The sequence below is a fragment of the Acidovorax sp. GW823-FHT05D11 genome, from assembly GCF_058795695.1.
In genome coordinates, this window is record NZ_CM179502.1 from 2,296,211 (window position 1) to 2,318,248 (window position 22,038).

A 22,038-nucleotide genomic window follows, 5' to 3' on the forward strand; every position below is an offset into this window, starting at 1 on the left:
ATGCTCCCTCCTTAGTTCGAACGAGACACTGCACGGAGGATCAGCTCCGCCACCTCTCCCAGTGGTTTGGACAAGGTCATCCGAGGCTTCAGCTCTACGAAACCGGTAGGCGTGACCATCCAACTGGCTTCAAAGACCAACTGACCATCTGTGTTCGCGGCCAGTGGGCAGGGCTGGTCCAAGGTTGAAGTCAGCCGCCCCGTGAACAAACGGTCAGCGGTCTTGCTTCGCTTGATTGCCCAGACGTCGGGCAGCGGATCGCCGTTGCTTTGGTCAGCGTCCACGCATCTGGCGCCAGAGAGCCTCAGTGCTTCTCCAACGTAGCGGCCGCCTTCCTCGCCTGTGACCTCTATGTAGTCTTGGAACCAGAGAAGGGCTTTGGGGATGTTGAGGCGAACGCCGTAGGCAAGTCGTCTGAGGTCATCGGCGTTGTCCATGAGGTCGCCGGAGACGATAAACCGTTGCTTGACCGCAGCTGCGGAGGCAGAGGTATCGAGGGACCAAAGAAGTGACCCGCCGAAGGTGAGGGCCGGTGCAGCTTGGGATGTCCCGCTGAGCGCAACCGGCGTCGGCTGATTGGATATCCACGACTCGATTTCGCAACCAGGTGCTGCCATGTCTACCGATTTGCCGCTCTTGTTCGAAAACGGAGCCAGTCCACCATCGCCGTCCAACGCTGCCACAGTGATTACGTTCTTGGCCTTGAGGCCACCCCAGGCAGCCGGATAGGCCTTGAGATCTGTTACATCACCGCGGCTGTTACCTGCAGCGACCACGAACAGGCTGTCGTCGAACCTCTTGAAGAGAGCACGATAGGCCTCGCCAGCATCGTTATCGGCGCGTCCATCGTGAGTGAGGCTCATGTTGATGATGTGTCGACGCGCGTCCGTTGGGATTAGCGATGGCAGGGAGAGGTATGCTCCGCCAATCAGGTGCTTCTTGCCGTTTGCAACGTTTAGGATATTCACCGAGGCCCACGGGCTCACAGCAACCGGCCACTGCCTTAGAAATTCGCTGAAGCCCGGCCCGCCTAAGGCTAGCCCCGTCACATGCGTTCCGTGCCCGCGGATTGCGTCGGGTGCCACTTCAGTGTCGAAACTGACCGGACGGAGCTCTTCCCCGCTTGATATCCGATACGACCGCGCGACCGTCGTCTTGGGGTCTACCTGAAAAAAGCGGCGATTGAAGGGACTTCCGGCGAACGCGGCTTCCAACCCGTTGGTCGGGTTCGCGCCCAAGAAGCCGTTGTCGACAATCGTTATAGATGTCTGTCCATTCGGTGGCGAAGGATCGAGCTCGTTGCGACGGTCATCTGCAAAACGATAGAAGGCGGCCACCTCTTTTGCGTCGAATTGGGCTCCGGAAGGCTTGCGGCATTTGGTGTCTGCGGCTGCCACCGTACCGCCTAGAATGATTTCTCCTGGCTGCGGTGTTGGTGCCTGAACAAATGCCGACACGGGAACGTTTGGCACCGCTTGTTGTACGGATTGCGCCACTATGGCCTTGAACTGCTCCGAGCCCATGTTGACTGGCGTGAGTGCAACAGGCGCGGTGCGGTGAGCCCCATAGACGAACTTTTTTGCATCGACCTCCTTTACCCGATTCACGGTCGTGCCGAAGAATCGTTTCAACGCTATCGGACTGCCGTCGCCACCGGTCAATTCCTGATAAATTTTCTTCCTGTTCTCGTCTGGAGCTACCTCGCGCTTGAAGCCCACGTTGCTGCGTTCAACATAAAGGCATGCAGGGAACACGATCGTTGCGGCGCGGTCTCCAAGGATCAGCTCTTTGGTCAAGACCAAGGAGCTATTGGCCGCCGAGAGAGCTTCAAAATACGCATCTCGGTAGCTCCCGCAAACCTTGGCGATGGCCGCCTCCACGGGCATCTTTGCGAGTTCCGCGCGGATCCCTTCGCCTACCTCAAACGGAGCGGCGTTTTTCGCGATAGCAGCTACGGTTGCGTCGGGTACGTGCGGGCCAACCGCCCGAAGCACCACCGGGGCTTCTTCCTGTTGAGCATGCGTCGCCGCGCAAAAGCTGATGAGAGCGAGGCCAAGCACTCGCCGAAGGTGGTGGCAGCTCATTGCCTGCAGGGGTAGTCGCCCGCCTTCTTGTTCACGCCGCAGATAGTTGGGGCAATGGCAGGTTTGAGCTTTGTCTCGTCCTTCAGCCACTCCCGAGCCCAGTTGTTGAAGGTGATGGACGAGGTCGAAGAGACGAACGACAGAATGTCGTAACCGCCGGTGGCTTTCTCCATGTTGATTGAGGAGTTCACCGCGCGGATGCGCCGCTTAGCCTGGGGGTCAGCCGTCGTGGCACCGGAGAACATCGGCCCGCCAGAATCGCCTGGGCACAACGCAGGCTCCTCACCTAGGCCAGAGCGCAATCGTGCATAGGCGGGCTTACCAGGGTCGTACTTTTGGGCCTTCTCAATCCGCTGATCGCCGATACGCAAGGTCTTGTCTGACGGCCTCCAAGTGAACTCGTCGTTAACAACCTTGAGGTCGGTACAGCCGTAGCCAACCATCAGCACCTTTTCGCCCTTAACTAGAGGCTGGGAGACTTCGACTACTTCGTTGGTGAGTGCCTTGAGAGACGGAGGAGGGGGCTCCTTCCCCCTCCAGATGCACAGGGCGTAATCCTCGCTCCCGCGTGGGGAAGTAATCTGAGGTGGATGTTCAAGGTAGGCAGGGCTGATCGTGCAGTTGAACTGAAGCTTGCGCCCGTCTACCTCCACCCATAGCTCGCGGGGTTTTGATGAGAAAGCTGAATCAACGCAGTGAGCCGCAGTCAGCATGACGGTGGGCCCCACGAAGGTTGCCGTGCAGGACGCCAGAGCTGAGCCTACCGGAATTTGCGCAATGGCGAGGGCTGGCCAGTCGCCTATGTTTACGGTTACGCCGCTTGACAACTGCACGCTCCCTGCCGGAAGAACATCGGTCGCAAGTCGGAAGATCACCTTCTCGGGGTCCGGCTTCGTGGCTGGAGTAGATGCCGAGGCAGTAGGCATGGATGCGGAGCTCGCAAGAGACGGTGGCGCGCTCTGGGCAAATGAACCCGCGAGTGAGGTAGCGAGACTCGCTGCCACTATCTGGCGGGAGAATTTCGAAGTGCAGTTCAGTGGTCGGCGACGGACAATGCACTGCACCATGGTGGAACCCGGCAAGGCCATCGTGTGGCCGACACTTACTTTACCTGCCATCTCACCCTCCCGTTTGATCAGGTGCTGCAACGGTCAACACCGCCGAGCTCCCACGTCAACTCTAGTTAACGACTTATTTCTGCTCAAGACGCCTTTATCCGCATTTCGAAAAGGTGTGCAAGGAAAAAATGTCAACGGAAGATGGACATGGCTTCGACCAATCGGTGGCCCGGTGCGCAAAGTGCGAGGAGCGGGGGCGTTTTCAGGCTAGGCGGAGCCTTGGGAGCCGTATGTGAGGAGACCTCGCCGCTGTGGCTGCAAACAAGTGGTGTATCTCGACGGCAGGGATCTTGCTCCTCGGGAAGCTAGTGCAAATGTGTTTTGTTCGTCGCCGATGACGCTATCAAGGTAATTTTCTGAGTCGGCGTAGAAAACAGATGCCGGTACCAACATTTGAATCCTGTTGAGTTCCACATATACGCATTGCCATTCAGGTAACCCCACCCTAATCAGCCCTTCGTTGGTCTGATTTCACCCCGCCCACAAGCCCGGTGCACGTTCGCGTGCCCCGGGCTTTTTTGCGTCCATCGCAAGGAGCTCTACATGACTGTTTGTCCCATCTGCAAATCCACCCACGTGACCACCCGCCAAGTCGGTCGCGATACCGGAAGAACCCTCGGCGGTGTCGCTGGAGCGGCCAGCGGCGCTGCCAGCACCTGGTCCGGTGCCCAGGTCGGTGCGTCCTTCGGGGCGGTCGCTGGACCCGTTGGTATCGCTCTCGGCGGCATCGCTGGTGCCCTGCTGGGCGGTCTGCTCGGCGCCACGGCGGGTTCTGTTGCTGGCAGCCGCTTGGGCGACGTGGTGGACGAGCACTACCTCGGCAACTGCGAATGCCAGGACTGCGGAGCGGTGTTCACGGGCTCCTCCCGTTCCTGATCCTGTTCCCCCGCTGCCTCTGCTGGAGGCAGCTGCTCTTTCCTTCATTTCTCTCTCGATCTATCTCCATCTCTGTCCATCCCCATTTCGAAAGCCTTTCATGTCCCACCTCATCGAAACCATGGCCCATGTGGGCCAGACCCCCTGGCACCAACTGGGCAATGCCCTGCCCAAGAAACAACCCATCGACGTCTGGGCACAGGCCGCAGGCATGCAATGGCATATCCGGGAGACCCCGGTGCGCTACCTTGCCACCGACGACAGCTCCAACCTCTACGGCGAAGCCATGGAGTTTCCCGACCAGAAGGTGCTGTACCGCAGCGATACCAAGGCCCCCTTGTCCGTGGTGTCGGGCCGCTACCAAGTGGTCCAGCCCAAGGAAGTGCTGGAGTTCTACCGGGATCTCACGGAGGTCTCCGGCTACGAACTGGAAATCGCTGGTGTTCTCAAGGCCGGGCGCAAGTTCTGGGCACTGGCTCGCACCGGCAAGACCTCCGCCCTCAAGGGTAACGATGTGGTCAACGGCTACCTGCTGCTGGCCACTTCCTGCGACGGCAGTTTGGCCACCACCGCCACGCCCACCACGATCCGGGTGGTCTGCAACAACACGCTCTCCATCGCCCTCAGTGGAGCCACCAGCGCCATCAAGGTGCCCCACAGCACGACCTTCGATGCCCAGGCGGTGAAGAAGCAATTGGGCATTGCCGTCTCCCAATGGGACAGCTTCATGTACCGCATGAAGACGCTCTCGGAACGCAAGGTCAAGAGCCACGAGTCCATGAACTACTTCCTCAAGGTGCTGTGCCAGACGGATGCCCATGCCGACCAGGCCATGGGCCTCACGAACGAGCGTGCCCTCAAGAAGGTGCAGGCGATGTACGAGGGCCAGGGCCGGGGCGCTGAGCTGCAGGCAGCCAAGGGCACGGCCTGGGGCCTGCTGTGCGCCGTCACCGAGTTCGTGGACCACGAGCGGCGCGCTCGCAGCCAGGAATACCGGCTTGACAGTGCCTGGTTTGGCCAGGGCGCAGCCCTCAAGCAACGTGCGCTGGAACAGGCGCTGCAGTTGGCTTCTTGAGTGACGGGTTCAACGGTTCAAAGCGCCGAAGCCAGAGAGTGTTGATTTCCATCCAACCGTAACCCACCATTTCCATCTCGATCTGACCCACCCTTGTTCGTGAACTTCACGCTCACGTTGTGGATAAGTTCTTGGCTATCTTCTCCTTCTTGGTGGTCTGTGGTGGTTGCTGTGCGGAGCTGTTCTTGAACCGGTAGCTGTCGTTGCCGGTTTCCAGAATATGGCAGTGATGCGTGAGTCGGTCCAGCAGCGCCGTGGTCATCTTGGCATCGCCGAACACGTTGGCCCACTCGCTAAAGCTCAGGTTGGTGGTGATCACGACGCTGGTGCGCTCGTACAGCTTGGACAGCAGGTGGAACAGCAAGGCTCCTCCTGACGTACTGAACGGCAGGTAGCCCAGCTCATCCAGGATCACCAGGTCAGCATAGGCCAGGCGGTGCGCGATCTGCCCCGGCTTGCCCTGGGCCTTCTCCTCTTCCAGTGCATTGACCAGCTCCACCGTGGAGAAGAACCGCACCCTGCGGTGATGGTGCTCAATGGCTTGCACCCCGAGGGCCGTGGCAATGTGGGTCTTGCCCGTACCCGGTCCACCCACCAGCACCACGTTGTTGGCGTTCTCCAAGAATTCGCAGCGGTGCAACTGGCGTACCAGTGCCTCGTTCACCTCGCTGTGGCTGAAGTCAAAGCCCGCCATGTCCCGGTACGCAGGGAACCTGGCCACCTTGAGCTGGTAGGCCACAGAGCGCACTTCGCGCTCGGCGGTCTCGGCCTTGAGCAGTTGGGACAGGATGGGCTGCGCCGCATCGAAGGCCGGTGCACCTTGCTCAGCCAGTTCCGCAACCGCCTGGGCCATGCCGTGCATCTTGAGCTCGCGCAGCATGATCACGATGGAAGCGATGGCAGGGTCATGACGCATAGCGCACCTCCCTCAATTGGTCGTAGCGAAGCACATTGGCCTGGGGTTCCACCGCCAGCTTGAGGGCCTGCGGCGACGTGACCGGTGCTGGAGCGGGCTTGCCGTCCAGCAGGCGGTGCAGCACGTTCAGGATGTGCGTCTTGCTGGCAGCCCCTGACTCCAGTGCCAACTCCACTGCAGCGAGCACAGCCTGTTCATCGTGGTGCAGCACCAGTGCCAGTACCTCCACCATCTCCCGGTCGCCGCCGGTTTGCTTGAGCAAGGTGGCTTGCAGTCGCTTGAAGGCCGCTGGCAGCTCCAGGAATGGGGCGCCGTTGCGCAAAGCTCCTGGTTTGCGCTGCAGCACCGCCAAGTAGTGGCGCCAGTCGTACACGGTCTGTCCCGCACCATGGTGGTTACGCTCGATCAGGCGCTGATGCTCGCACACGATCTGGCCTTCGGCGGCAATCACCAAGCGATCCGCATAGACCCGCAGGCTCACCGGCCGATTGGCATACGGCGCCGGCACGCTGTAGCGATTGCGCTCGAAGTGGACAAGGCAGGTGGGTGAGACGCGCTTGGTGTTCTCCACAAAGCCATCGAAGGGCCGGGGCATTGGCATCAAGGCGGGCTTCTCTTGAGCCCAGACATCCGCGACGGTGCCCGGCAGCTTGCCGTGCTCGATCTCGTGCCACAGCGCCACGCAGCGCTCTTCAAGCCAGGCATTGAGATCGGGCAGGCTTGGGAATGGCGGCACCACTTGCCACAGGCGATGGCGGGCATCGCGCACGTTCTTCTCCACCTGGCCCTTCTCCCAGCCCGACGCGGGATTGCAGAACTCGGCCTCGAACAGGAAGTGGCTGACCATGGCCGCAAAGCGCGCATTGACGTCGCGCTCCTTGCCACGGCGCACCCGGTCTACAGCGGTGCGCATGTTGTCGTAGATGCCACGGCGGGGCACGCCACCCAGGACCACGAACGCATGGTTGTGGGCATCGAACAGCATCTCGTGCGTCTGCAGCGGATAGGCGCGCAGGTAGAACGCTCGGCTGTGGCTGAGCTTGAAGTGGGCTACCTGCAGCTTGGTGCGCACGCCGGCGAGAACAGCCCAGTCCTCGCTCCAGTCGAACTGGAAGGCCTCACCCGGGCCAAAGGTCAGCGGAACGAAGGTACCTCGGCCGGTGGTCTGCTGTGCAACCAGGCGCTGCTCGTGCCAGAGGCGCGCAAAGGCCGCCACACGGTTGTAGGAGCCGCCATAACCGAGCGCCTGCAGATCCACGTACATCTGCTTGACGGTGCGCCGCTGCTTGCGGGATCGGCCAGCCTCCGTCTTGAGCCAGCCGGCGAGCTTCAAGGCGAAGGGATCGAGCTTGGATGGACTGACTCGCTTGGCATAGTGCGGCTCGGCCTCGCCTGCGCGCAGGTACTTGCGGATGGTGTTGCGCGAGAGGCCCGTGCGGCGGGCGATCTCCCTGATGGACAGCTGCTCTCGCAGGGCCCAGCGCCTGATGACACTCAGTGTTGCCACGTCTATCACTCCTGGTCTCCTGCTGCTCAACAAAGCAGCAGGTTAGGGTTAGTACGTGGATCAGATTTGGATGGAAATCCTGGGGGTTAGTGGGTCACTTCTGCGTGGAAATCAACAGCCTCGGCGCTGCACGACATGTCACGGCGCAAGCATGGTGTGGCAGCCGCAGTTTGGACCGCAATGTCCCCGTACTACTTCACCGGAATCAACCCAAAAGATTGGACGGATGAAGTAAATCGCCTCGGACTGCCACTCGAACTCACGGCACGCTACTGCATTGAGCACGATGTAGATGCCCCCGCAGTCAAATGGCTCATGCAGGGTGATCTGGTTGCCATTGCATTTGCCTCCGTGAAGCATCACCGCACCAAGCACTGGGCTCTCGCGGTGGGCGTGGAGGGTTTGGTGGTCGGTCAAAGCCACTTTCCGCAGCGCATCCTGCTACTGGACAGTGGTGGCGCAGAACCATGTTTCCACGCCCATAACGCACGGCTGCGTTTGCCAGATGTCGGTCCCGGTAGCCGACGTGCCAAGCCTGGCTGGCATAAAGAGCCCAAGCAGAAGCTGATCATCTGGATGCATGAGTCTGAGTCTTGGCAGCCCGAGGCAGTTCGGTTGCTCGCAGCTATACGTGTGCGGAGGACGTCATGACGCTAAACCGGCGCGAATGTTTGCGGACGCTGGCTCTGGTGTGCATGCCAACTCCTTCGGTCGTGTACTCGGAGAGGGTTCTTGACGATCTATGGGCGGCGACAGAGCCAGACGCGATGCCAGCATTGGACTGGGAAGATCTGAGCGCGGTAGTGACGCATTGGGGGCGTACCACATGGAGCCATGTCGTTACCGGCCATCACTGCGACCTGCAAACCATGCTCCATGACAGCATCGAGGCCACCGCACAGCAAGTCTCACCAGAACGCCCACCGACTGTCATCGTGGTGCTACGCGGCTGCTCCGGCTTGTATCTGGATCAGTGCAGGGTGGTATCCAGCTCGTTCCTTAGTGCTGTGCCGGCCTGTTCTGAACTGTGGTTTGCTGCAGCGCCTGCCCCGGCCTTGGTGGACAAGCTGCGACTGACAGTGGTCGTGAGCGGCTGAAACGAGCCGATCTACGCCTACTTGGTAGCCGCTCTTTTGGTTGCTTTGGTGCGCTTGGCTGCTGGCTTTTTGTCGAGCACGGCCTGATTGGCGCGACGCAGTGTCCCGCCCTCAGTCGTGGGTGGATGTGCCAGCCGAATGCCACCGAACAAGTCGGCCAGGGTGATGTTCAGCACGTGGCAGATGGTGGCCAGTGTCAAGACGCTCGGATTCACCAGACCCAACTCCAGTTTGGACACCCGAGTTCGCTCCACCTCGGCACTCATTGCCAATTCCAACTGCGTCATACCTCTTTGCTCGCGGAAGTGCCGCAGGTTCTGACCGACCGCCAGCGTGATGGCATTCGGTATGAGTCGCACCTTGCGGCGGCGCTGAACCGGCGTCTCGCTGGCAGTGCTTTGTTTCTGTAGAGCAGTCCGTGACATGCTCCACAGGCTCTCGAAATGTGCCTACTGAGGAAACGTCTTAAAAGGAACATTGCATGCCAGAATGTTCCTTGAGAGGCACAAATTTTTACAACCAACAGGAAAAAAATGAACCCAAAAAGAACTACCGCCGTGATCTTGGCGGCAACGTCCGTGGTTTTGCTGGCTGCATGCGGTGACAAAGCACCGACTTGCGCTGATCCAGCTACGGTGTCGCTGGTCCAGCAGATTTACCAGCAGAGCTTTGACAAAGAGCATGCAAGCATGAGCCCTGAGCGTCAGCGCAGCGTTCAGATCACCAGCAAGAACACCAAAGTCACGGTGGAGTCCATCACCACTGCTCGCAGCGACGAATCGACAGGGAAGAAAACCTGCTCAGCGATCCTGACGGCGGTGATGCCGCAAGACGCGATCCCCACAGATCAACGGATGCTCAATCACCTGCGCGGCACGTACGAGCCTCAAGGGGCAGCGTTGGATGGCAATACGGTCAAGGGCAATGTGACCTACACCGTCCAGCGTACCGAAGACAGCAAGGAGATACTGGTCAAGCTCACGGGGCACTTGGCATTCATGGGGTTGTTCCACGATCTGGCGATGCTCCGGGTGTTCGATAAGAGCGAAGCGGAGATTGCAAAGATTGCCGGTGAAGCGCCGCCAGCGACCGAAGCCAAGCCAACTGACCCAACTCCAGCAGAGGTTTCACCAGTCGCCCAGCCTGCGTCGGCCGTAGCTACGCCTGCGCCTGCGAACACAGCACCCGCTGGCGCGCCAGTCGCTCCGCCAGCTAACGCGACGGCTGCTGCTCCGGCTGTGACTGTCCCGCACCTATGTACGCCTGTTGAGACCCCGATCTTTGCGTGTTCCACCGGCAAGAAGCGCGTCTCGGTTTGTACTGGCCGCGCTGGTGGCAATGAGCAGTTGACATACCGGATAGCACCCCAGGAAGGCGCTGTGGAGATGGAGTATCCGAGCGGTGGCGCTGGTGCGGCTTCAGCATTCCAACGTGGCTCACAGCTTGGTCAAAACGGCACTGCTGTGAGCTTCCTGTCATTCGACAAGGGCAACTATCGCTATGTCGTTTATGCCGGTGACGGTGAGAATGGTCGCAAGGGAGTGGTGGTGGAGCAGGGCGGCAAACGCATTGCTGATCTGCGTTGCCAGGGTGATGCTATGTCCCGCTTCGACCCCGCGCAGCTTCAAAAGATGGGGCTGAGCATAGACAGCCGGACGCTGCCACTGCAGTGAGCACCTATGTTGGAGTCAAAACAAAAAATGAAAAATCAACCTCGCACCGCTTTTTGCTCGCTTCTTGGTGCCGCAGTGCTATTTGTGGCATCGACCTCATCCTGGGCCGCCTCAGACGATGTGATTCCCATCGAGAAGTACCAACCACCCATCGTGGAGCAGTATCCACCGGCATCATCCCATGGCTGGAACATGGAACGACCGCTGGTGAACAATGGGCTCAACCTGTTCTCCGCCAACGTTCCGTCTTATGACGGCAAGGGCATGCTGTTCTCTAGCTGGACAGCACAGAACGGTCGAGTGTTTGAGCGCCCCACCATCATCATCGTTCATGGTGGTCATGGTGTGGCACCCGGCAACCTGGACACCGCTGTGTGGGCCAAACGCAACCTCGACGCCAACATTCTGATTCTCGATTCGTATTGGTCACGGGGGCGTACGGAAAACTGGCTCAGTTGGACTCGCTTTGGGGCAAACATGCGTGTGCTTGATCTGATCGCTGCTGCTCGATTCACGCGATCCGAAGGCGCTGACCCCAAGAAGACGTTCGTGATTGGCGACAGCCAAGGTGGATGGACGGTGCTGCGCGCATTCACAAACCACAACCTGAGTGGCGAAGTGAAGTCGCTTCTGGCTGGTGGTGTTTCGCTGTACCCCAACTGCTACGTGAAAGAGTCCATTTTTGGTCGTTCACCCAGCGGCAGTACAGATCGCGAAGACGCTCCTCCGCTGGGCAACTATGTGGCACCTGTGATCGCTTTCACCGGAACTGCCGACACGGCCACACCGCTGTCTCAGTGCAACGTGGACAAAGTATTCAAGGGCGTCGAGAAGTGGACAAACTTTGAGGGCGCCACGCACGCTTGGGATTCACCAACTCGAGGTGTTGGTCGTAGGGCAGAGGACAACGTGTGCACTCGGGCGCTCAACAAATACAACCCGTTCCCCATCTGCAGCAGCAACAAGTTCACGGACATTACGCGGAGCGATATTCAAGCGTTTGTTGAGAGGCATCTGCCGAAAGCGCCTTGACCGATCAAGTGGGCGCTAAATCATGCTGGATAGCGCTCCATGTGCCGATTGCTCTCATGCGAATGAACCTTCGGATTGATCAGAACTTTTTGCTGGTCGTCCAAGGTGGTATAGCAAAATCCTACTGAAGCCACCAATGAAAGATGGTTAGAAAGATGGCTAAAAAACAAAAAAGCCACCTTGCGGTGGCTTTTTGCTTTCTAAATCAATAACTTAGAAATTTTTTGTGGCGGAGAGGGCGGGATTCGAACCCGCGGTGGGGATTAGCCCACACACGCTTTCCAGGCGTGCGACTTAAACCGCTCATCCACCTCTCCGAAGCCCTCTATTGTAGCAGTGATTTTGGGTGTTTTCTGTGGTCGACTTGATTTTACTGGTGGCTCTTAGTGGGCTGGCGACGCTGCGAGTGGTTCTGTTTTCATGGAGGGGCTTGCTTGTACGGCATCATCGTTCCTCTCGATGCGGTTGCGTCCAGCATTCTTGCCACGGTACAGTGCTGCATCGGCTTGCTGCATGGCGCGGTCAAGTTCCTGTGGGTCGGCGAAACCTGGCGAGATGCCGATGGTCACTGTGCAGCGGATGGGGCCGCCTGGTGCCGCGGCGGTCATCACTTCGGTGTTTTCGATGGCGGCGCGCGTGCGTTCCGCCAGGCGCATGGCGCCCTCTGCATCGGTGTTCAGGCAGATGACAACGAACTCTTCTCCACCCAGGCGGCAAGCGAGGTCTCCCTGGCGGGCAGTCTCTCTCAGCACATCGGCCACATGGCACAGAACGGTATCGCCGACCTGATGGCCGTAGCTGTCGTTGATGTGTTTGAAATGATCGATGTCCACGATCAGCAGGTGCGCAGGACCTGCAGTGCGTGAGCGGAAATGCGCCTGCAACCCTTCGAGCAGGCCGCGCCGGTTCAGCAGCCGTGTCAGTGGGTCGTGGGCCGCCATGGCGCGCAGTTCATCGGTGAGCCGGCGCAACACCAGCCAGACAATGGACGGTGCCAGCACGGTCGCCAGAAAGGACATGTACAGATAGAACACGGTCTGGAAACGGCTGTCCATGTCCAGTGCCTCCAGTCCGTTCTGGAGAACGGTCACGAACTTCACCGCATTCAGGGCGAATATGCCGCCGATCAGGGCTGCGAACAGCACCATTTCCACGCGCAGATCCCTGGCAAACGTGCGTGCGCCATGGATCACGGTGGCCGTCATGGCCGCAAAGAGCAGGGCAGACGCGCCCGCCAGCATGGCATAACGGGCCGCTGTTCCCAGCGTCCACTGCGCCACCACCTGCGCTGCGGTGTAGGCCAGTGCCAGTGTGAGGAGAGGGCGCCAGAGCGGAGCCGGGCGGCCAAAGAACCGCATGGCACCGACTCCGTAGACGGCTGGTGCACACAGGGTGAGCGTATGGTTGACCACGCTCATCGCGTTCCATCCCGGGGGGCCGCCCGCCAGTTGCAGCACGTAGGCTGAACCCAGCAGGAAGTTTCCGATGGCGAACACTTCCATGCCCATCTTCTTGCCGTGCAGGCGCGTGCTGATCAGCAGGAACATGGCGCCAAAGCACAGCAGATGCACGCATAGCATGCCGACGATGAGGGTGGCGCCCATGGGTTCTTGTACGTGAAGGTGTCTCGGTGGGAAGGCGAAATGGCCGCTCATCCTAGCCGACGCCATGTGGGCTGCACCGTGATGCATTCTCGACGCTGCCGGCTCGGTGCAGGGGTCAGGGCAACGGCTGGCGGTCTGGACGAACCTCCATGCACGGAATCGCAAGTAAAGACTGGCGCCGGACGCTGGTGGCCTGTGCCCTCCAGCGTGTGCCGTTCACCCATTGGATGCGGTCAAGGCCGACGGCATCGGCCTGTCGCGAGGTCTCAGTTGCGTGGCGTGCCCGTGGTTTGCACCATCTTCATTGCCGAGCCAATCAGTGCCGACACCTCGGTCATGTTGCTGGGCACGATGAGCGTGGTGTTCGAGTCCGCAGCCACCTGGCTGTATGCCTCCACCGCCTTTTCCGCGACCTTGAGCTGGACGGCTTGCTCGCCACCCGGCTGGCGGATGGCCGATGCCACGCGTTCGATGGCCTGGGCATTGGCTTCGGCCACGGCCTTGATGGATTCGGCCTCGCCCTGTGCCTTGTTGATGACGGCCTGCTTTTCGCCCTCGGATCGCGCGATGAAGGCCTCGCGCTCGCCGGTGGCGATGTTGATCTGCTCCTGGCGGCGGCCTTCGGAGGCGGCGATGAGGGCGCGCTTTTCACGCTCGGCCGTGATCTGGGCCTGCATGGCATGCAGGATTTCCTTCGGGGGGGTCAGGTCCTTGATTTCGTAGCGCAGCACCTTCACGCCCCAGTTCAACGCGGCTTCGTCGATGGCCTGCACGACCTGGGCGTTGATGATGTCGCGCTCTTCAAAGGTCTTGTCCAGTTCCAGCTTGCCGATGACCGATCGCAGCGAGGTCTGCGCCAGCTGCGTCACCGCCATGATGTAGTTGCTGGAGCCATAGCTTGCCCGCATGGGGTCGGTGACCTGGAAGTAGAGGATGCCGTCCACCTGCAGCTGGGTGTTGTCGCGCGTGATGCAGATCTGGCTGGGAACGTCGAGCGGGATTTCCTTCAGGCTGTGCTTGTAGGCGACCTTGTCGACAAAGGGCACCAGGAAGTTCAGTCCCGGTGTGAGGGTGCCGGCATATTTGCCCAGGCGTTCCTTGACCCAGGCGTTCTGCTGGGGGACGACCTTGACCGAGCGCGCGATGAAGATCACGGCAATGACGAGAATGACGATGGCAATTTCCATGAAGGACCTCTCTTTTCTTTTCTGGGAGTGAAGCGTTGGCGGCCGCTACCTACAGCGGATCGACCAGCAGGCGGTTGCCCACCAGTTCGGCCACGCGGTGCATGCCCGTAGAGGGTGTGACGCCCGGGCGGTGAATGGCTGTCCAGGTGGCGCCGCGGTATTTCACCGTGGTGGTTCCGTCCGGGTTCCAGCCTTCGATGAGGATGGTCTCGCCAACGTCCATGTTCACGCTGCGGTCGGCGCGGGCGGACGGGTCTCCGGGACGTTTTTTCTTGAGGTAGTACCAGCCCACCACCGCCCCACCGCCCACGATGGCGGCGGCCACGATCTGCACCGTGACCGGCAGGCCCAGGTGCGCGGCCAGGGCGGCTGCCACCAGGCCCACCGCCACCATAAGCAGGTAGAAAGTGCCCGTGAGCAATTCCGCGACGACCACAGCGCCCGCGGCCAGCCACCAGATGGTGGATTCCTCCATAGCCGACTCCTCGTTGTTTGTGTTTAGTGCACCACATTCTGGGTCAAAAGCATGGCAGTTCAAAGGCGCGTCAACGTTATTCCTTACACTTCGCGCCTATTTCGTTTTTTGGCCGGGCAGGGCACGGTTGCACGGAGGCTGCGCATGAAGTTTCGCTTTCCCATCATCATCATCGATGAAGACTATCGTTCCGAGAACACTTCGGGCCTCGGTATCCGCGCGCTGGCGCAGGCCATCGAGTCCGAGGGTTTCGAGGTTGTGGGGGTCACCAGCTACGGCGATCTGTCGCAGTTCGCGCAGCAGCAAAGCCGTGCCAGCGCCTTCATCCTGTCCATCGACGATGAAGAATTCACCGTGGGCGAGGGGCTCGACCCCATCGTGCTGAGCCTGCGCAACTTCATCGGCGAGGTGCGGCGCAAGAACACCGAGGTGCCGATCTACGTGCACGGCGAGACCAAGACCAGCCGCCACCTGCCCAACGACATCCTGCGCGAGCTGCACGGCTTCATCCATATGTTCGAGGACACGCCCGAGTTCGTGGCGCGCCACATCATCCGCGAAGCCAAGAGCTACCTGGAGAGCGTGCAGCCGCCGTTCTTCAAGGCGCTGCTGGACTACGCCGAAGACGGCTCGTACAGCTGGCACTGCCCCGGCCATTCGGGCGGCGTGGCGTTCCTGAAAAGCCCCGTGGGCCAGATGTACCACCAGTTCTACGGCGAGAACATGCTGCGCGCCGATGTCTGCAACGCGGTGGAAGAGCTCGGCCAGCTGCTGGACCACAACGGCGCCATCGGCGAAAGCGAGCGCAATGCCGCGCGCATCTTCAATGCCGACCACTGCTTCTTCGTGACCAACGGCACCAGCACGTCCAACAAGATGGTGTGGCACCACACGGTGGCCCCGGGCGACGTGGTGGTGGTGGACCGCAATTGCCACAAGTCCATCCTGCACAGCATCATCATGACCGGGGCCATCCCCGTGTTCATGAAGCCCACGCGCAACCACTTCGGCATCATCGGGCCCATCCCGCAAAGCGAGTTCGAGCCCAAGGCCATCGAGGCCAAGATCAAGTCCAATCCGCTGCTCAAGGGCGTGGATGCCAAGAAGGTCAAGCCGCGCGTGCTCACGCTCACCCAGTCCACCTACGACGGCGTGCTGTACAACACCGAGACCATCAAGGGCATGCTCGACGGCTATGTGGACAACCTGCACTTCGACGAGGCCTGGCTGCCGCACGCGGCCTTCCACCCGTTCTATGGCAGCTACCATGCCATGGGCAAGAAGCGCACGCGCCCCAAGTATTCGGTGACCTACGCCACGCAGTCCATCCACAAGCTGCTGGCGGGCATCAGCCAGGCCAGCCATGTGCTGGTGCAGGATTCGCAGACCACGAAACTCGACAGGCACCTCTTCAATGAGGCCTACCTGATGCACACCAGCACCAGCCCGCAGTACAGCATCATCGCCAGCTGCGACGTGGCCGCCGCCATGATGGAGCCGCCCGGCGGCACGGCCCTGGTGGAAGAAAGCCTGCTCGAAGCGCTGGACTTCCGCCGCGCCATGCGCCAGGTGGAAGATGACTTCGGCAAGAACGACTGGTGGTTCAAGGTCTGGGGGCCGGACAAGCTCGTGGACGAAGGGCTGGGCCGGGCCGAGGACTGGATCATCCGCAGCGATGGCAAGGGCAAGAAGAACGGCAGCAAGTGGCACGGTTTCGGCCAGCTGGCCGACGGCTTCAACATGCTGGACCCGATCAAGTCCACCATCGTCACGCCGGGCCTGAACCTGGACGGCAAGTTCGACAAGACCGGGATTCCCGCGTCCATCGTGACCAAGTACCTTGCCGAGCACGGCGTGGTGGTGGAGAAGACCGGCCTGTACAGCTTCTTCATCATGTTCACCATCGGCATCACCAAGGGCCGCTGGAACACGCTGCTCACGGCGCTGCAGCAGTTCAAGGACGACTACGAGAAGAACCAGCCCATGTGGCGCATCCTTCCCGAGTTCTGCCAGCAGCACAAGCGCTACGAGCGCATGGGCCTCAAGGACCTGTGCCAGCACGTGCACGAGATGTATGCCAAGTACGACATCGCGCGCCTGACGACTGAGATGTACCTGTCGGACCTCACGCCCGCCATGAAGCCCTCGGACGCGTACGCGCATATCGCGCACCGCCAGACCGAGCGGGTGGAGATCGACCACCTGGAAGGCCGCATCACCGTGGGCCTGGTCACGCCGTACCCGCCGGGCATTCCGCTCTTGATCCCCGGCGAGGTGTTCAACAAGAAGATCGTGGACTACCTCAAGTTCGCCCGCGAATTCGCCAAGCTGTGCCCGGGCTTCGAGACCGACATCCACGGCCTGGTGGAGGTGGAGGACGAGAACGGCCAGGTGCGGTACTACGCCGATTGCGTGGCCGATGCGAACAAGGCCCCCGGCAAGAACCCCAAGCCGCTGGCCACCGCCAAGAACCTGGTGCAGGTGGGGGACGACGGCCCTTACGGGCGCATTGTCTGAAGGCCCGCGCGGACTCTTGGTTGGGGCATGAAGATGGCAGGAGCGCTTGAATGACAAACGCTCATTGCTATATTTTTAATAGCAAATGCGCGCAAGACGTGCCTGCTCAGCGCGCGGGCATGTCCTCGCGTACGCGCACGAAGCTGGCAAACCGGGGCAGCCCGCCCCCGTGCGTGCCGCGATAGCGGTAGGTCACCCAGCTGCCCACCGGCGGTGGATGGCTGCGGTCGGCTTCGGTGAATCCTGCGCCCAGCCGGAAGCGCTGGCCCGAAGGCATCTCCACCAGCAGCGCGCCCATGCGCCCGGCATGACGGCCCTTGCCGGGCAGGTGGGCGACCACGCGGGCCTCGGTGTCTTCGTGGGTCTTGACCTTGACCAGATCGTCGCTGCGTCCTGACCGGTACAGCGAGGCGCCCCGGTGCAGCATCAGGCCTTCGCCCCCCGCACGCACCGTGCGCTGCAGCAGCGACTGCAGGGCAGCGTCGCTCGCCACGCGCTGTTGCGGCACGGCCTGCACCCAGGGCTGGCCGATGCCCGCGACCAGGGCGTTGAGCGCGGCGAGCCGTTCATCGAATGTGCCGCCGTGCCGGGGCAGGTCGAACACCATGAACCGCATCTGGCGCCAGGCGGCGTCATCGGGCTGCTGCTGCCGCGCGGTGGACTGCGCCTGGCTGAATCGGCCACGCCCGGCCCACAGTTCGCCGTCCATGGGGGTATCGGGCCACCCGGCGGTGAACCAGGCAGGGGCGGCAATCGTCTCGCCGCCGCGTGTGCGCAAGATCTGGCCGTCCCAGTAGCCGCGCACACCGTCGTATTTTTCGCTGACCCAGTAGTCCGCCAACGGCATGCCAGGCCGGTACACATTGGCCAGCAGCAGCGCGGGCGCATCCGCCGCACGGGCGCCGGGCAGGGCCGTGGTCCACGCCAGCCATGCCAAGCAGCTTCTGCGGCGCATATGCTATTGAATGTGTAGCGGCTTGCGCTTTGCCATCAAGCGCTGGCGCGAATTCTGGTTCGTATTTCGTGGCGGGTCAGACCTGGTCGGCGCTCAGCCCGGCCGTCTGGCTGAAGCCTCCGTCCACGTAGGTGATTTCGGCGGTCATGCCCGAAGCCAGGTCGGACAGCAGGAACGCCGCCACATTGCCCACGTCTTCGATCGTCACATTGCGGCGCAGCGGCGAGGCGTCGGCCACGCGGCTGAGCAGCTTGCCGAAGTCCTTGATGCCGCTGGCGGCCAGCGTCTTGATGGGGCCGGCGCTGATGCCGTTGGCGCGGATGGCGCGGCCGTCCTCGGTGCGGCCCACGGCTTCGGCCAGGTAGCGCACGGAGGCTTCCAGGCTGGCCTTGGCCAGGCCCATGGTGTTGTAGTTGGGAATGGTGCGCAGCGCGCCCAGGTAGCTCAATGTGAGCAGCGACGACTTGTCGTTCAGGTAGGGCAGGGCGGCCTTGGCCATGGCCGGGAAGCTGTAGGCGCTGATGTCGTGGGCGATGCGGAAGCCCTCGCGCGAGAGGCCCTCGAGGAAGTTGCCGGCGATCGCCTCGCGGGGGGCGAAGCCGATGCTGTGCACGAAACCGTCGAACTTGGGCCACACCTGGGCCAGGTCCGCGAACATGCGCTCGATCTGCTCGTCGCTGCCCACGTCGCAGTCAAAGATCAGCTTGGAGTCGAACTCGGCGGCAAAGTCGGTGATGCGGTCCTTGAAGCGGTCGCCCACGTAGCTGAAGGCCAGCTCGGCGCCCTGCGCGTGGCAGGCCTTGGCGATGCCGTAGGCGATGGAACGGTTGGACAGCACACCCGTGATGAGCAGCTTCTTGCCGGTCAGAAAACCCATTGTTGTTCTCCTGTGGAATGCGGAAATTGGCGTGGGCCGTGGCGCCCTGGCGGCCTGCGGGGGAATCTCCACAGCCTGCGCGGCGGCACCTTCGGCGTAGTGCAGAATTGTCGCATGCGGTTCTGGCTGACTTTTCTGCTGATGGGGTGTGCCGTCCCGGCGTGGGCCGCGCATGGGTACGCGCTGTGGGGCGACCTCAAGTACCCGGCGGGTTTTGCGCATTTCGACTATGTGAACCCCGCGGCCCCCAAGGGCGGCGAGCTGCGCATGGTGAGCAACCTGCGCTATTCCACGTTCGACAAGTACAACCCGTTCACCATGAAGGGCTCGGTGCCCGCGTACCTGAGCGACCTGTTGTTCGAGACCTTGCTGACCGGCTCCATGGACGAGACGGCCTCTGCCTATGGCCTGCTGGCCGAGGATGTGCAGGTGGCCGACGACCGGTTGAGCGCCACGTTCCGCCTGCGCCCCGAGGCGCGCTTTCACAACGGCGATCCGGTCGAGGCCGCGGACGTCAAGTACAGCTACGACACGCTGATCGGCCCCTACGCGTCGCCCAGCTACGCCACGCTGCTGCAGGAGGTGGCGGGCGTCGACGTGCTGGACACGCGCACCGTGCGTTTTCGATTCAAGCAGCCCAACCGCGAACTGCCGTTGACCGCCGGGGGCATCCCGGTCTTCAGCCGCGCCTGGGGGCGCCAGCCCGATGGCAAGGCCAAGCGCTTTGACGAGATCGTGACCGACATTCCCATTGGCAGCGGCCCCTACCGCATCGGGCCGATGAAGTTCGGCCGCGACATCACCTACGAGCGCGATCCCCAGTACTGGGGCCGCAACCTCAACGTCAACCGCGGCGCCTTCAATTTCGACCGCATCACGGTCAAGATCTACAAGGACAACACCGCGCGGCTGGAGGCCATGAAGGCCGGCGAGTTCGACTTCATGACCATCTATTCGGCGGGCGACTGGGCCCGCCGCATCGATGGCAAGCTCTTCAAGCAGGGCGTGCTGGTCAAGAAGGACATGGCGCACAGGCTGCCCGCGGGGTTCCAGAGCTACGTGCTCAACACGCGCCGACCCATCCTCCAGGACGTCCGCGTGCGCGAGGCGCTGGGCCTGGCCATCGACTACGAGTGGATGAACCGCCAGATGTTCTATGGCGGCTACCCGCGCGTGAAGGACCTGTTCGGAAACACCAGCTGCGAAGCCACGGGTACGCCGGGGCCTGAGGAGCTGGCCCTGCTGGAGCCCTGGCGCGGCAAGGTGCCCGACGCCGTGTTCGGCCCCATGTACACGCCGCCCGTGACGGAGGGAGACGGCCATTCGCTGCGCGATAACCTGCGCCGCGCCCGCCAGCTGCTGGCCGATGCGGGGTGGACGTACCGCGACGGCGCCCTGCGCAACGCCAAGGGCGATCCCATGGAGATCGAATACCTGGACAGCAAGGAAGCGGGGGCCCGGACCGTCACCCCCTGGATGCGCAATCTGGAAAAGCTCGGCATCACGCTGCGGTTCTCGTCGGTGGACTTTGCGCTGTACCTGCAGCGCATGGACAAGTTCGACTACGACATGGTCAGCCTGAACTACCCCGGCACCTACAACCCGGGGCAGGCCATGAAGGAGCTGTTCGGCAGCAAGGGGGCCGATGTGGAAGGCTCCAGCAACCACGCGGGCGTGAAGAGCCCTGCGGTGGATGCCCTGGTGACGGCGCTGACCCGTGCGCGCAGCCAGTCGGAGATGCTGCCCGCCTGCCGCGCGCTGGACCGCGTGATCATGCACAGCCACTACCTCATACCGCAGTGGACGCTGGCCTCGCACCGCGTGGTGTACAACCAGCAGCGCCTGGCCTACAAGGAGCCGATGCCGCCCTATGCCAAGGCGGAGGAATGGCTCATGTACTCATGGTGGAGCCTCAAGCCATGACCCCGAAGCCGCCGCAGCCCTGAGAGTCACCCTTTCCATCCCATGCTCGCCTACATCGCCAAACGCCTGCTGCTGATGCTGCCCACCCTGCTGGGGGTGCTGCTCGTGACTTTCGCGGTGATCCAGTTCGTGCCGGGGGGGCCGGTGGAGCAGTACCTGGCCGAAGCGCGCACGGCCGCGGGCAAGAGCGGCGTGGAATCGGGCGGCATGGCCTACCGGGGCGACCAGGGCGTGGACCCCAAGCGGCTTGCGCAGATCAAGGCGCTGTACGGCTTCGACAAGCCCGCGCACGAGCGTTTCCTGCAGATGCTGGGGCAGTTTGCGCGCTTCGACCTGGGCCAGAGCTTTTTCCAGAACAAGGCCGTCTGGGATCTGGTGAAGGAAAAGCTCCCCGTCTCCATCAGTCTGGGCCTGTGGACCTTCTTCATCAGCTACCTGGTGGCCGTGCCGCTGGGTGTGGCCAAGGCGGTGCGAGCGGGCTCGCGGTTCGACCTCGTGACCACGCTGATCATCCTGGTGGGCTATGCCATTCCGGGCTTCGTGCTGGGCGTGGCGCTGCTGGTGATCTTTGGCGGGCAGCTGCAGTGGTTCCCGCTCAGGGGCCTGACCTCGGCCAACTGGGACGAGCTTTCCTGGGGCGCGCGCATCGTGGACTACCTGTGGCACATCACGCTGCCCGTTACGGCCATGGTGCTGGGCAGCTTCGCGGTGACGGCCATGCTCACCAAGAACGCGTTCCTGGAAGAGATTCGCAAGCAGTACGTCCTCACGGCCCGCGCCAAAGGCCTGTCGGAGCGGCAGGTGCTGTGGAAGCACGTGTTTCGCAACGCGCTCATCCCCATCATCACCGGGTTTCCGGCCGCGTTCGTCGGTGCGTTCTTCACGGGCTCGCTCCTGATCGAGACACTGTTCTCCCTAGACGGGCTGGGCCTGCTCAGCTACGACAGCGTCATCCGCCGCGACTACCCCGTGGTGCTGGGCACGCTGTACCTGTTCACGCTGATCGGCCTGGTGACCAAGCTGGTCAGCGACCTGTGCTACGTGTGGGTGGACCCCCGCGTGAAGTTTGACTAGCCCGCCAGCCCGCCCAGCCAGCTTGAACCAAACGAACAGCCAGCCCTG

General features: G+C 61.9%; 19 protein-coding genes and 1 tRNA gene. 9 read left to right on the forward strand and 11 right to left on the reverse strand.

The features are described 5' to 3' along the window. Nucleotides 1-11: 11 nt before the first annotated feature. On the reverse strand, nucleotides 12-2,060 hold the full coding sequence (locus tag AC3RCE_RS10670; protein ID WP_492255142.1) for a S8 family serine peptidase: 2,049 nt from the start codon (nucleotides 2,058-2,060) through the stop codon (nucleotides 12-14). 20 nt (nucleotides 2,061-2,080) lie between these two features. Further along, nucleotides 2,081-3,010, reverse strand: coding sequence for a trypsin-like serine peptidase (locus AC3RCE_RS10675; protein WP_492255143.1), 930 nt, complete (start codon nucleotides 3,008-3,010; stop codon nucleotides 2,081-2,083). 735 nt (nucleotides 3,011-3,745) lie between these two features. Here AC3RCE_RS10675 and AC3RCE_RS10680 point away from each other — a divergent pair. After that, nucleotides 3,746-4,078 (forward strand): hypothetical protein, encoded by a 333-nt coding sequence (locus AC3RCE_RS10680; protein ID WP_492255144.1) that lies wholly within the window; start codon nucleotides 3,746-3,748, stop codon nucleotides 4,076-4,078. Nucleotides 4,079-4,178: 100 nt separating this feature from the next. After that, the gene (locus AC3RCE_RS10685; RefSeq protein WP_492255145.1) at nucleotides 4,179-5,153 is read left to right on the forward strand and encodes a DUF932 domain-containing protein; all 975 of its coding nucleotides are present in this window, start codon (nucleotides 4,179-4,181) and stop codon (nucleotides 5,151-5,153) included. Nucleotides 5,154-5,265: 112 nt separating this feature from the next. Here the strand turns inward: AC3RCE_RS10685 and istB are convergent, their stop codons facing one another. Both istB and istA read right to left on the reverse strand, forming a co-directional pair. Continuing rightward, complete coding sequence (gene istB / locus AC3RCE_RS10690; protein WP_492253781.1) at nucleotides 5,266-6,069, reverse strand: IS21-like element ISThsp10 family helper ATPase IstB; 804 nt, start codon at nucleotides 6,067-6,069, stop codon at nucleotides 5,266-5,268. Beyond that, nucleotides 6,059-7,585, reverse strand: coding sequence for an IS21 family transposase (gene istA / locus AC3RCE_RS10695; protein WP_492253782.1), 1,527 nt, complete (start codon nucleotides 7,583-7,585; stop codon nucleotides 6,059-6,061). The genes istB and istA overlap by 11 nt, the downstream gene beginning before the upstream one ends. A gap of 171 nt (nucleotides 7,586-7,756) precedes the next feature. On the opposite strand from istA, the gene AC3RCE_RS10700 reads away from it, so the two are divergent. Both AC3RCE_RS10700 and AC3RCE_RS10705 read left to right on the forward strand, forming a co-directional pair. Beyond that, nucleotides 7,757-8,227 (forward strand): hypothetical protein, encoded by a 471-nt coding sequence (locus AC3RCE_RS10700; protein WP_492255146.1) that lies wholly within the window; start codon nucleotides 7,757-7,759, stop codon nucleotides 8,225-8,227. Between the two features lie 116 nt (nucleotides 8,228-8,343). Next, the gene (locus tag AC3RCE_RS10705) at nucleotides 8,344-8,673 is read left to right on the forward strand and encodes a hypothetical protein (protein WP_492255147.1); all 330 of its coding nucleotides are present in this window, start codon (nucleotides 8,344-8,346) and stop codon (nucleotides 8,671-8,673) included. A gap of 17 nt (nucleotides 8,674-8,690) precedes the next feature. Here AC3RCE_RS10705 and AC3RCE_RS10710 read toward each other — a convergent pair whose 3' ends face one another. Next, complete coding sequence (locus tag AC3RCE_RS10710) at nucleotides 8,691-9,098, reverse strand: helix-turn-helix domain-containing protein (RefSeq protein WP_492255148.1); 408 nt, start codon at nucleotides 9,096-9,098, stop codon at nucleotides 8,691-8,693. Nucleotides 9,099-9,206: 108 nt separating this feature from the next. On the opposite strand from AC3RCE_RS10710, the gene AC3RCE_RS10715 reads away from it, so the two are divergent. Continuing rightward, nucleotides 9,207-10,346 carry a hypothetical protein gene (locus tag AC3RCE_RS10715; protein WP_492255149.1) on the forward strand — a complete coding sequence of 380 codons (1,140 nt, stop codon included), beginning with the start codon at nucleotides 9,207-9,209 and terminating at the stop codon, nucleotides 10,344-10,346. 27 nt (nucleotides 10,347-10,373) lie between these two features. Then, nucleotides 10,374-11,378, forward strand: a complete 1,005-nt coding sequence (locus tag AC3RCE_RS10720) for a dienelactone hydrolase family protein (RefSeq protein WP_492255150.1) — start codon at nucleotides 10,374-10,376, stop codon at nucleotides 11,376-11,378. A 227-nt stretch (nucleotides 11,379-11,605) separates the two neighbouring features. Here AC3RCE_RS10720 and AC3RCE_RS10725 read toward each other — a convergent pair. The 4 genes from AC3RCE_RS10725 to AC3RCE_RS10740 all read right to left on the reverse strand — a co-directional run bounded on the left by AC3RCE_RS10725 (nucleotide 11,606) and on the right by AC3RCE_RS10740 (nucleotide 14,644). Next, nucleotides 11,606-11,695: transfer RNA gene (locus tag AC3RCE_RS10725), tRNA-Ser, on the reverse strand. 66 nt (nucleotides 11,696-11,761) lie between these two features. Continuing rightward, nucleotides 11,762-12,982, reverse strand: coding sequence for a GGDEF domain-containing protein (locus AC3RCE_RS10730; protein ID WP_492255151.1), 1,221 nt, complete (start codon nucleotides 12,980-12,982; stop codon nucleotides 11,762-11,764). A 266-nt stretch (nucleotides 12,983-13,248) separates the two neighbouring features. Further along, nucleotides 13,249-14,169, reverse strand: a complete 921-nt coding sequence (locus AC3RCE_RS10735) for an SPFH domain-containing protein (RefSeq protein ID WP_218294296.1) — start codon at nucleotides 14,167-14,169, stop codon at nucleotides 13,249-13,251. Nucleotides 14,170-14,218: 49 nt separating this feature from the next. Beyond that, on the reverse strand, nucleotides 14,219-14,644 hold the full coding sequence (locus tag AC3RCE_RS10740; protein WP_218294297.1) for an NfeD family protein: 426 nt from the start codon (nucleotides 14,642-14,644) through the stop codon (nucleotides 14,219-14,221). Nucleotides 14,645-14,788: 144 nt separating this feature from the next. Here AC3RCE_RS10740 and AC3RCE_RS10745 point away from each other — a divergent pair, with 144 nt between their 5' ends. After that, nucleotides 14,789-17,161, forward strand: a complete 2,373-nt coding sequence (locus tag AC3RCE_RS10745) for an arginine/lysine/ornithine decarboxylase (RefSeq protein ID WP_218294298.1) — start codon at nucleotides 14,789-14,791, stop codon at nucleotides 17,159-17,161. Nucleotides 17,162-17,267: 106 nt separating this feature from the next. Here AC3RCE_RS10745 and AC3RCE_RS10750 read toward each other — a convergent pair whose 3' ends face one another. Together AC3RCE_RS10750 and fabI are read right to left on the reverse strand one after the other, a co-directional pair. After that, on the reverse strand, nucleotides 17,268-18,116 hold the full coding sequence (locus AC3RCE_RS10750) for a DNA ligase (protein WP_492255152.1): 849 nt from the start codon (nucleotides 18,114-18,116) through the stop codon (nucleotides 17,268-17,270). 76 nt (nucleotides 18,117-18,192) lie between these two features. Continuing rightward, nucleotides 18,193-18,993 carry an enoyl-ACP reductase FabI gene (gene fabI, locus AC3RCE_RS10755; RefSeq protein ID WP_218294300.1) on the reverse strand — a complete coding sequence of 267 codons (801 nt, stop codon included), beginning with the start codon at nucleotides 18,991-18,993 and terminating at the stop codon, nucleotides 18,193-18,195. 114 nt (nucleotides 18,994-19,107) lie between these two features. On the opposite strand from fabI, the gene AC3RCE_RS10760 reads away from it, so the two are divergent. Together AC3RCE_RS10760 and AC3RCE_RS10765 are read left to right on the forward strand one after the other, a co-directional pair. Further along, nucleotides 19,108-20,916 carry an extracellular solute-binding protein gene (locus tag AC3RCE_RS10760; RefSeq protein WP_218294301.1) on the forward strand — a complete coding sequence of 603 codons (1,809 nt, stop codon included), beginning with the start codon at nucleotides 19,108-19,110 and terminating at the stop codon, nucleotides 20,914-20,916. 42 nt (nucleotides 20,917-20,958) lie between these two features. Further along, nucleotides 20,959-21,990 carry a microcin C ABC transporter permease YejB gene (locus AC3RCE_RS10765; RefSeq protein ID WP_218294302.1) on the forward strand — a complete coding sequence of 344 codons (1,032 nt, stop codon included), beginning with the start codon at nucleotides 20,959-20,961 and terminating at the stop codon, nucleotides 21,988-21,990. The last annotated feature ends 48 nt before the right edge of the window (nucleotides 21,991-22,038 follow it).

What these genes read in the sequence shown, in the direction of transcription:
- AC3RCE_RS10720 (WP_492255150.1), top strand. Translation starts at nt 10,374, where the DNA reads ATGAAAAATCAACCTCGCACCGCTTTTTGCTCGCTTCTTGGTGCCGCA.
- AC3RCE_RS10760 (WP_218294301.1), top strand. Translation starts at nt 19,108, where the DNA reads ATGCGGTTCTGGCTGACTTTTCTGCTGATGGGGTGTGCCGTCCCGGCG.
- AC3RCE_RS10710 (WP_492255148.1), bottom strand. Translation starts at nt 9,098, where the DNA reads ATGTCACGGACTGCTCTACAGAAACAAAGCACTGCCAGCGAGACGCCG.
- AC3RCE_RS10730 (WP_492255151.1), bottom strand. Translation starts at nt 12,982, where the DNA reads ATGGGCGCCACCCTCATCGTCGGCATGCTATGCGTGCATCTGCTGTGC.
- AC3RCE_RS10740 (WP_218294297.1), bottom strand. Translation starts at nt 14,644, where the DNA reads ATGGAGGAATCCACCATCTGGTGGCTGGCCGCGGGCGCTGTGGTCGTC.
- AC3RCE_RS10745 (WP_218294298.1), top strand. Translation starts at nt 14,789, where the DNA reads ATGAAGTTTCGCTTTCCCATCATCATCATCGATGAAGACTATCGTTCC.
- AC3RCE_RS10735 (WP_218294296.1), bottom strand. Translation starts at nt 14,169, where the DNA reads ATGGAAATTGCCATCGTCATTCTCGTCATTGCCGTGATCTTCATCGCG.
- AC3RCE_RS10685 (WP_492255145.1), top strand. Translation starts at nt 4,179, where the DNA reads ATGTCCCACCTCATCGAAACCATGGCCCATGTGGGCCAGACCCCCTGG.
- AC3RCE_RS10765 (WP_218294302.1), top strand. Translation starts at nt 20,959, where the DNA reads ATGCTCGCCTACATCGCCAAACGCCTGCTGCTGATGCTGCCCACCCTG.
- AC3RCE_RS10675 (WP_492255143.1), bottom strand. Translation starts at nt 3,010, where the DNA reads ATGCCTACTGCCTCGGCATCTACTCCAGCCACGAAGCCGGACCCCGAG.
- fabI (WP_218294300.1), bottom strand. Translation starts at nt 18,993, where the DNA reads ATGGGTTTTCTGACCGGCAAGAAGCTGCTCATCACGGGTGTGCTGTCC.
- AC3RCE_RS10700 (WP_492255146.1), top strand. Translation starts at nt 7,757, where the DNA reads ATGTCCCCGTACTACTTCACCGGAATCAACCCAAAAGATTGGACGGAT.
- AC3RCE_RS10680 (WP_492255144.1), top strand. Translation starts at nt 3,746, where the DNA reads ATGACTGTTTGTCCCATCTGCAAATCCACCCACGTGACCACCCGCCAA.
- istB (WP_492253781.1), bottom strand. Translation starts at nt 6,069, where the DNA reads ATGCGTCATGACCCTGCCATCGCTTCCATCGTGATCATGCTGCGCGAG.
- AC3RCE_RS10705 (WP_492255147.1), top strand. Translation starts at nt 8,344, where the DNA reads ATGCCAGCATTGGACTGGGAAGATCTGAGCGCGGTAGTGACGCATTGG.
- AC3RCE_RS10750 (WP_492255152.1), bottom strand. Translation starts at nt 18,116, where the DNA reads ATGCGCCGCAGAAGCTGCTTGGCATGGCTGGCGTGGACCACGGCCCTG.
- AC3RCE_RS10715 (WP_492255149.1), top strand. Translation starts at nt 9,207, where the DNA reads ATGAACCCAAAAAGAACTACCGCCGTGATCTTGGCGGCAACGTCCGTG.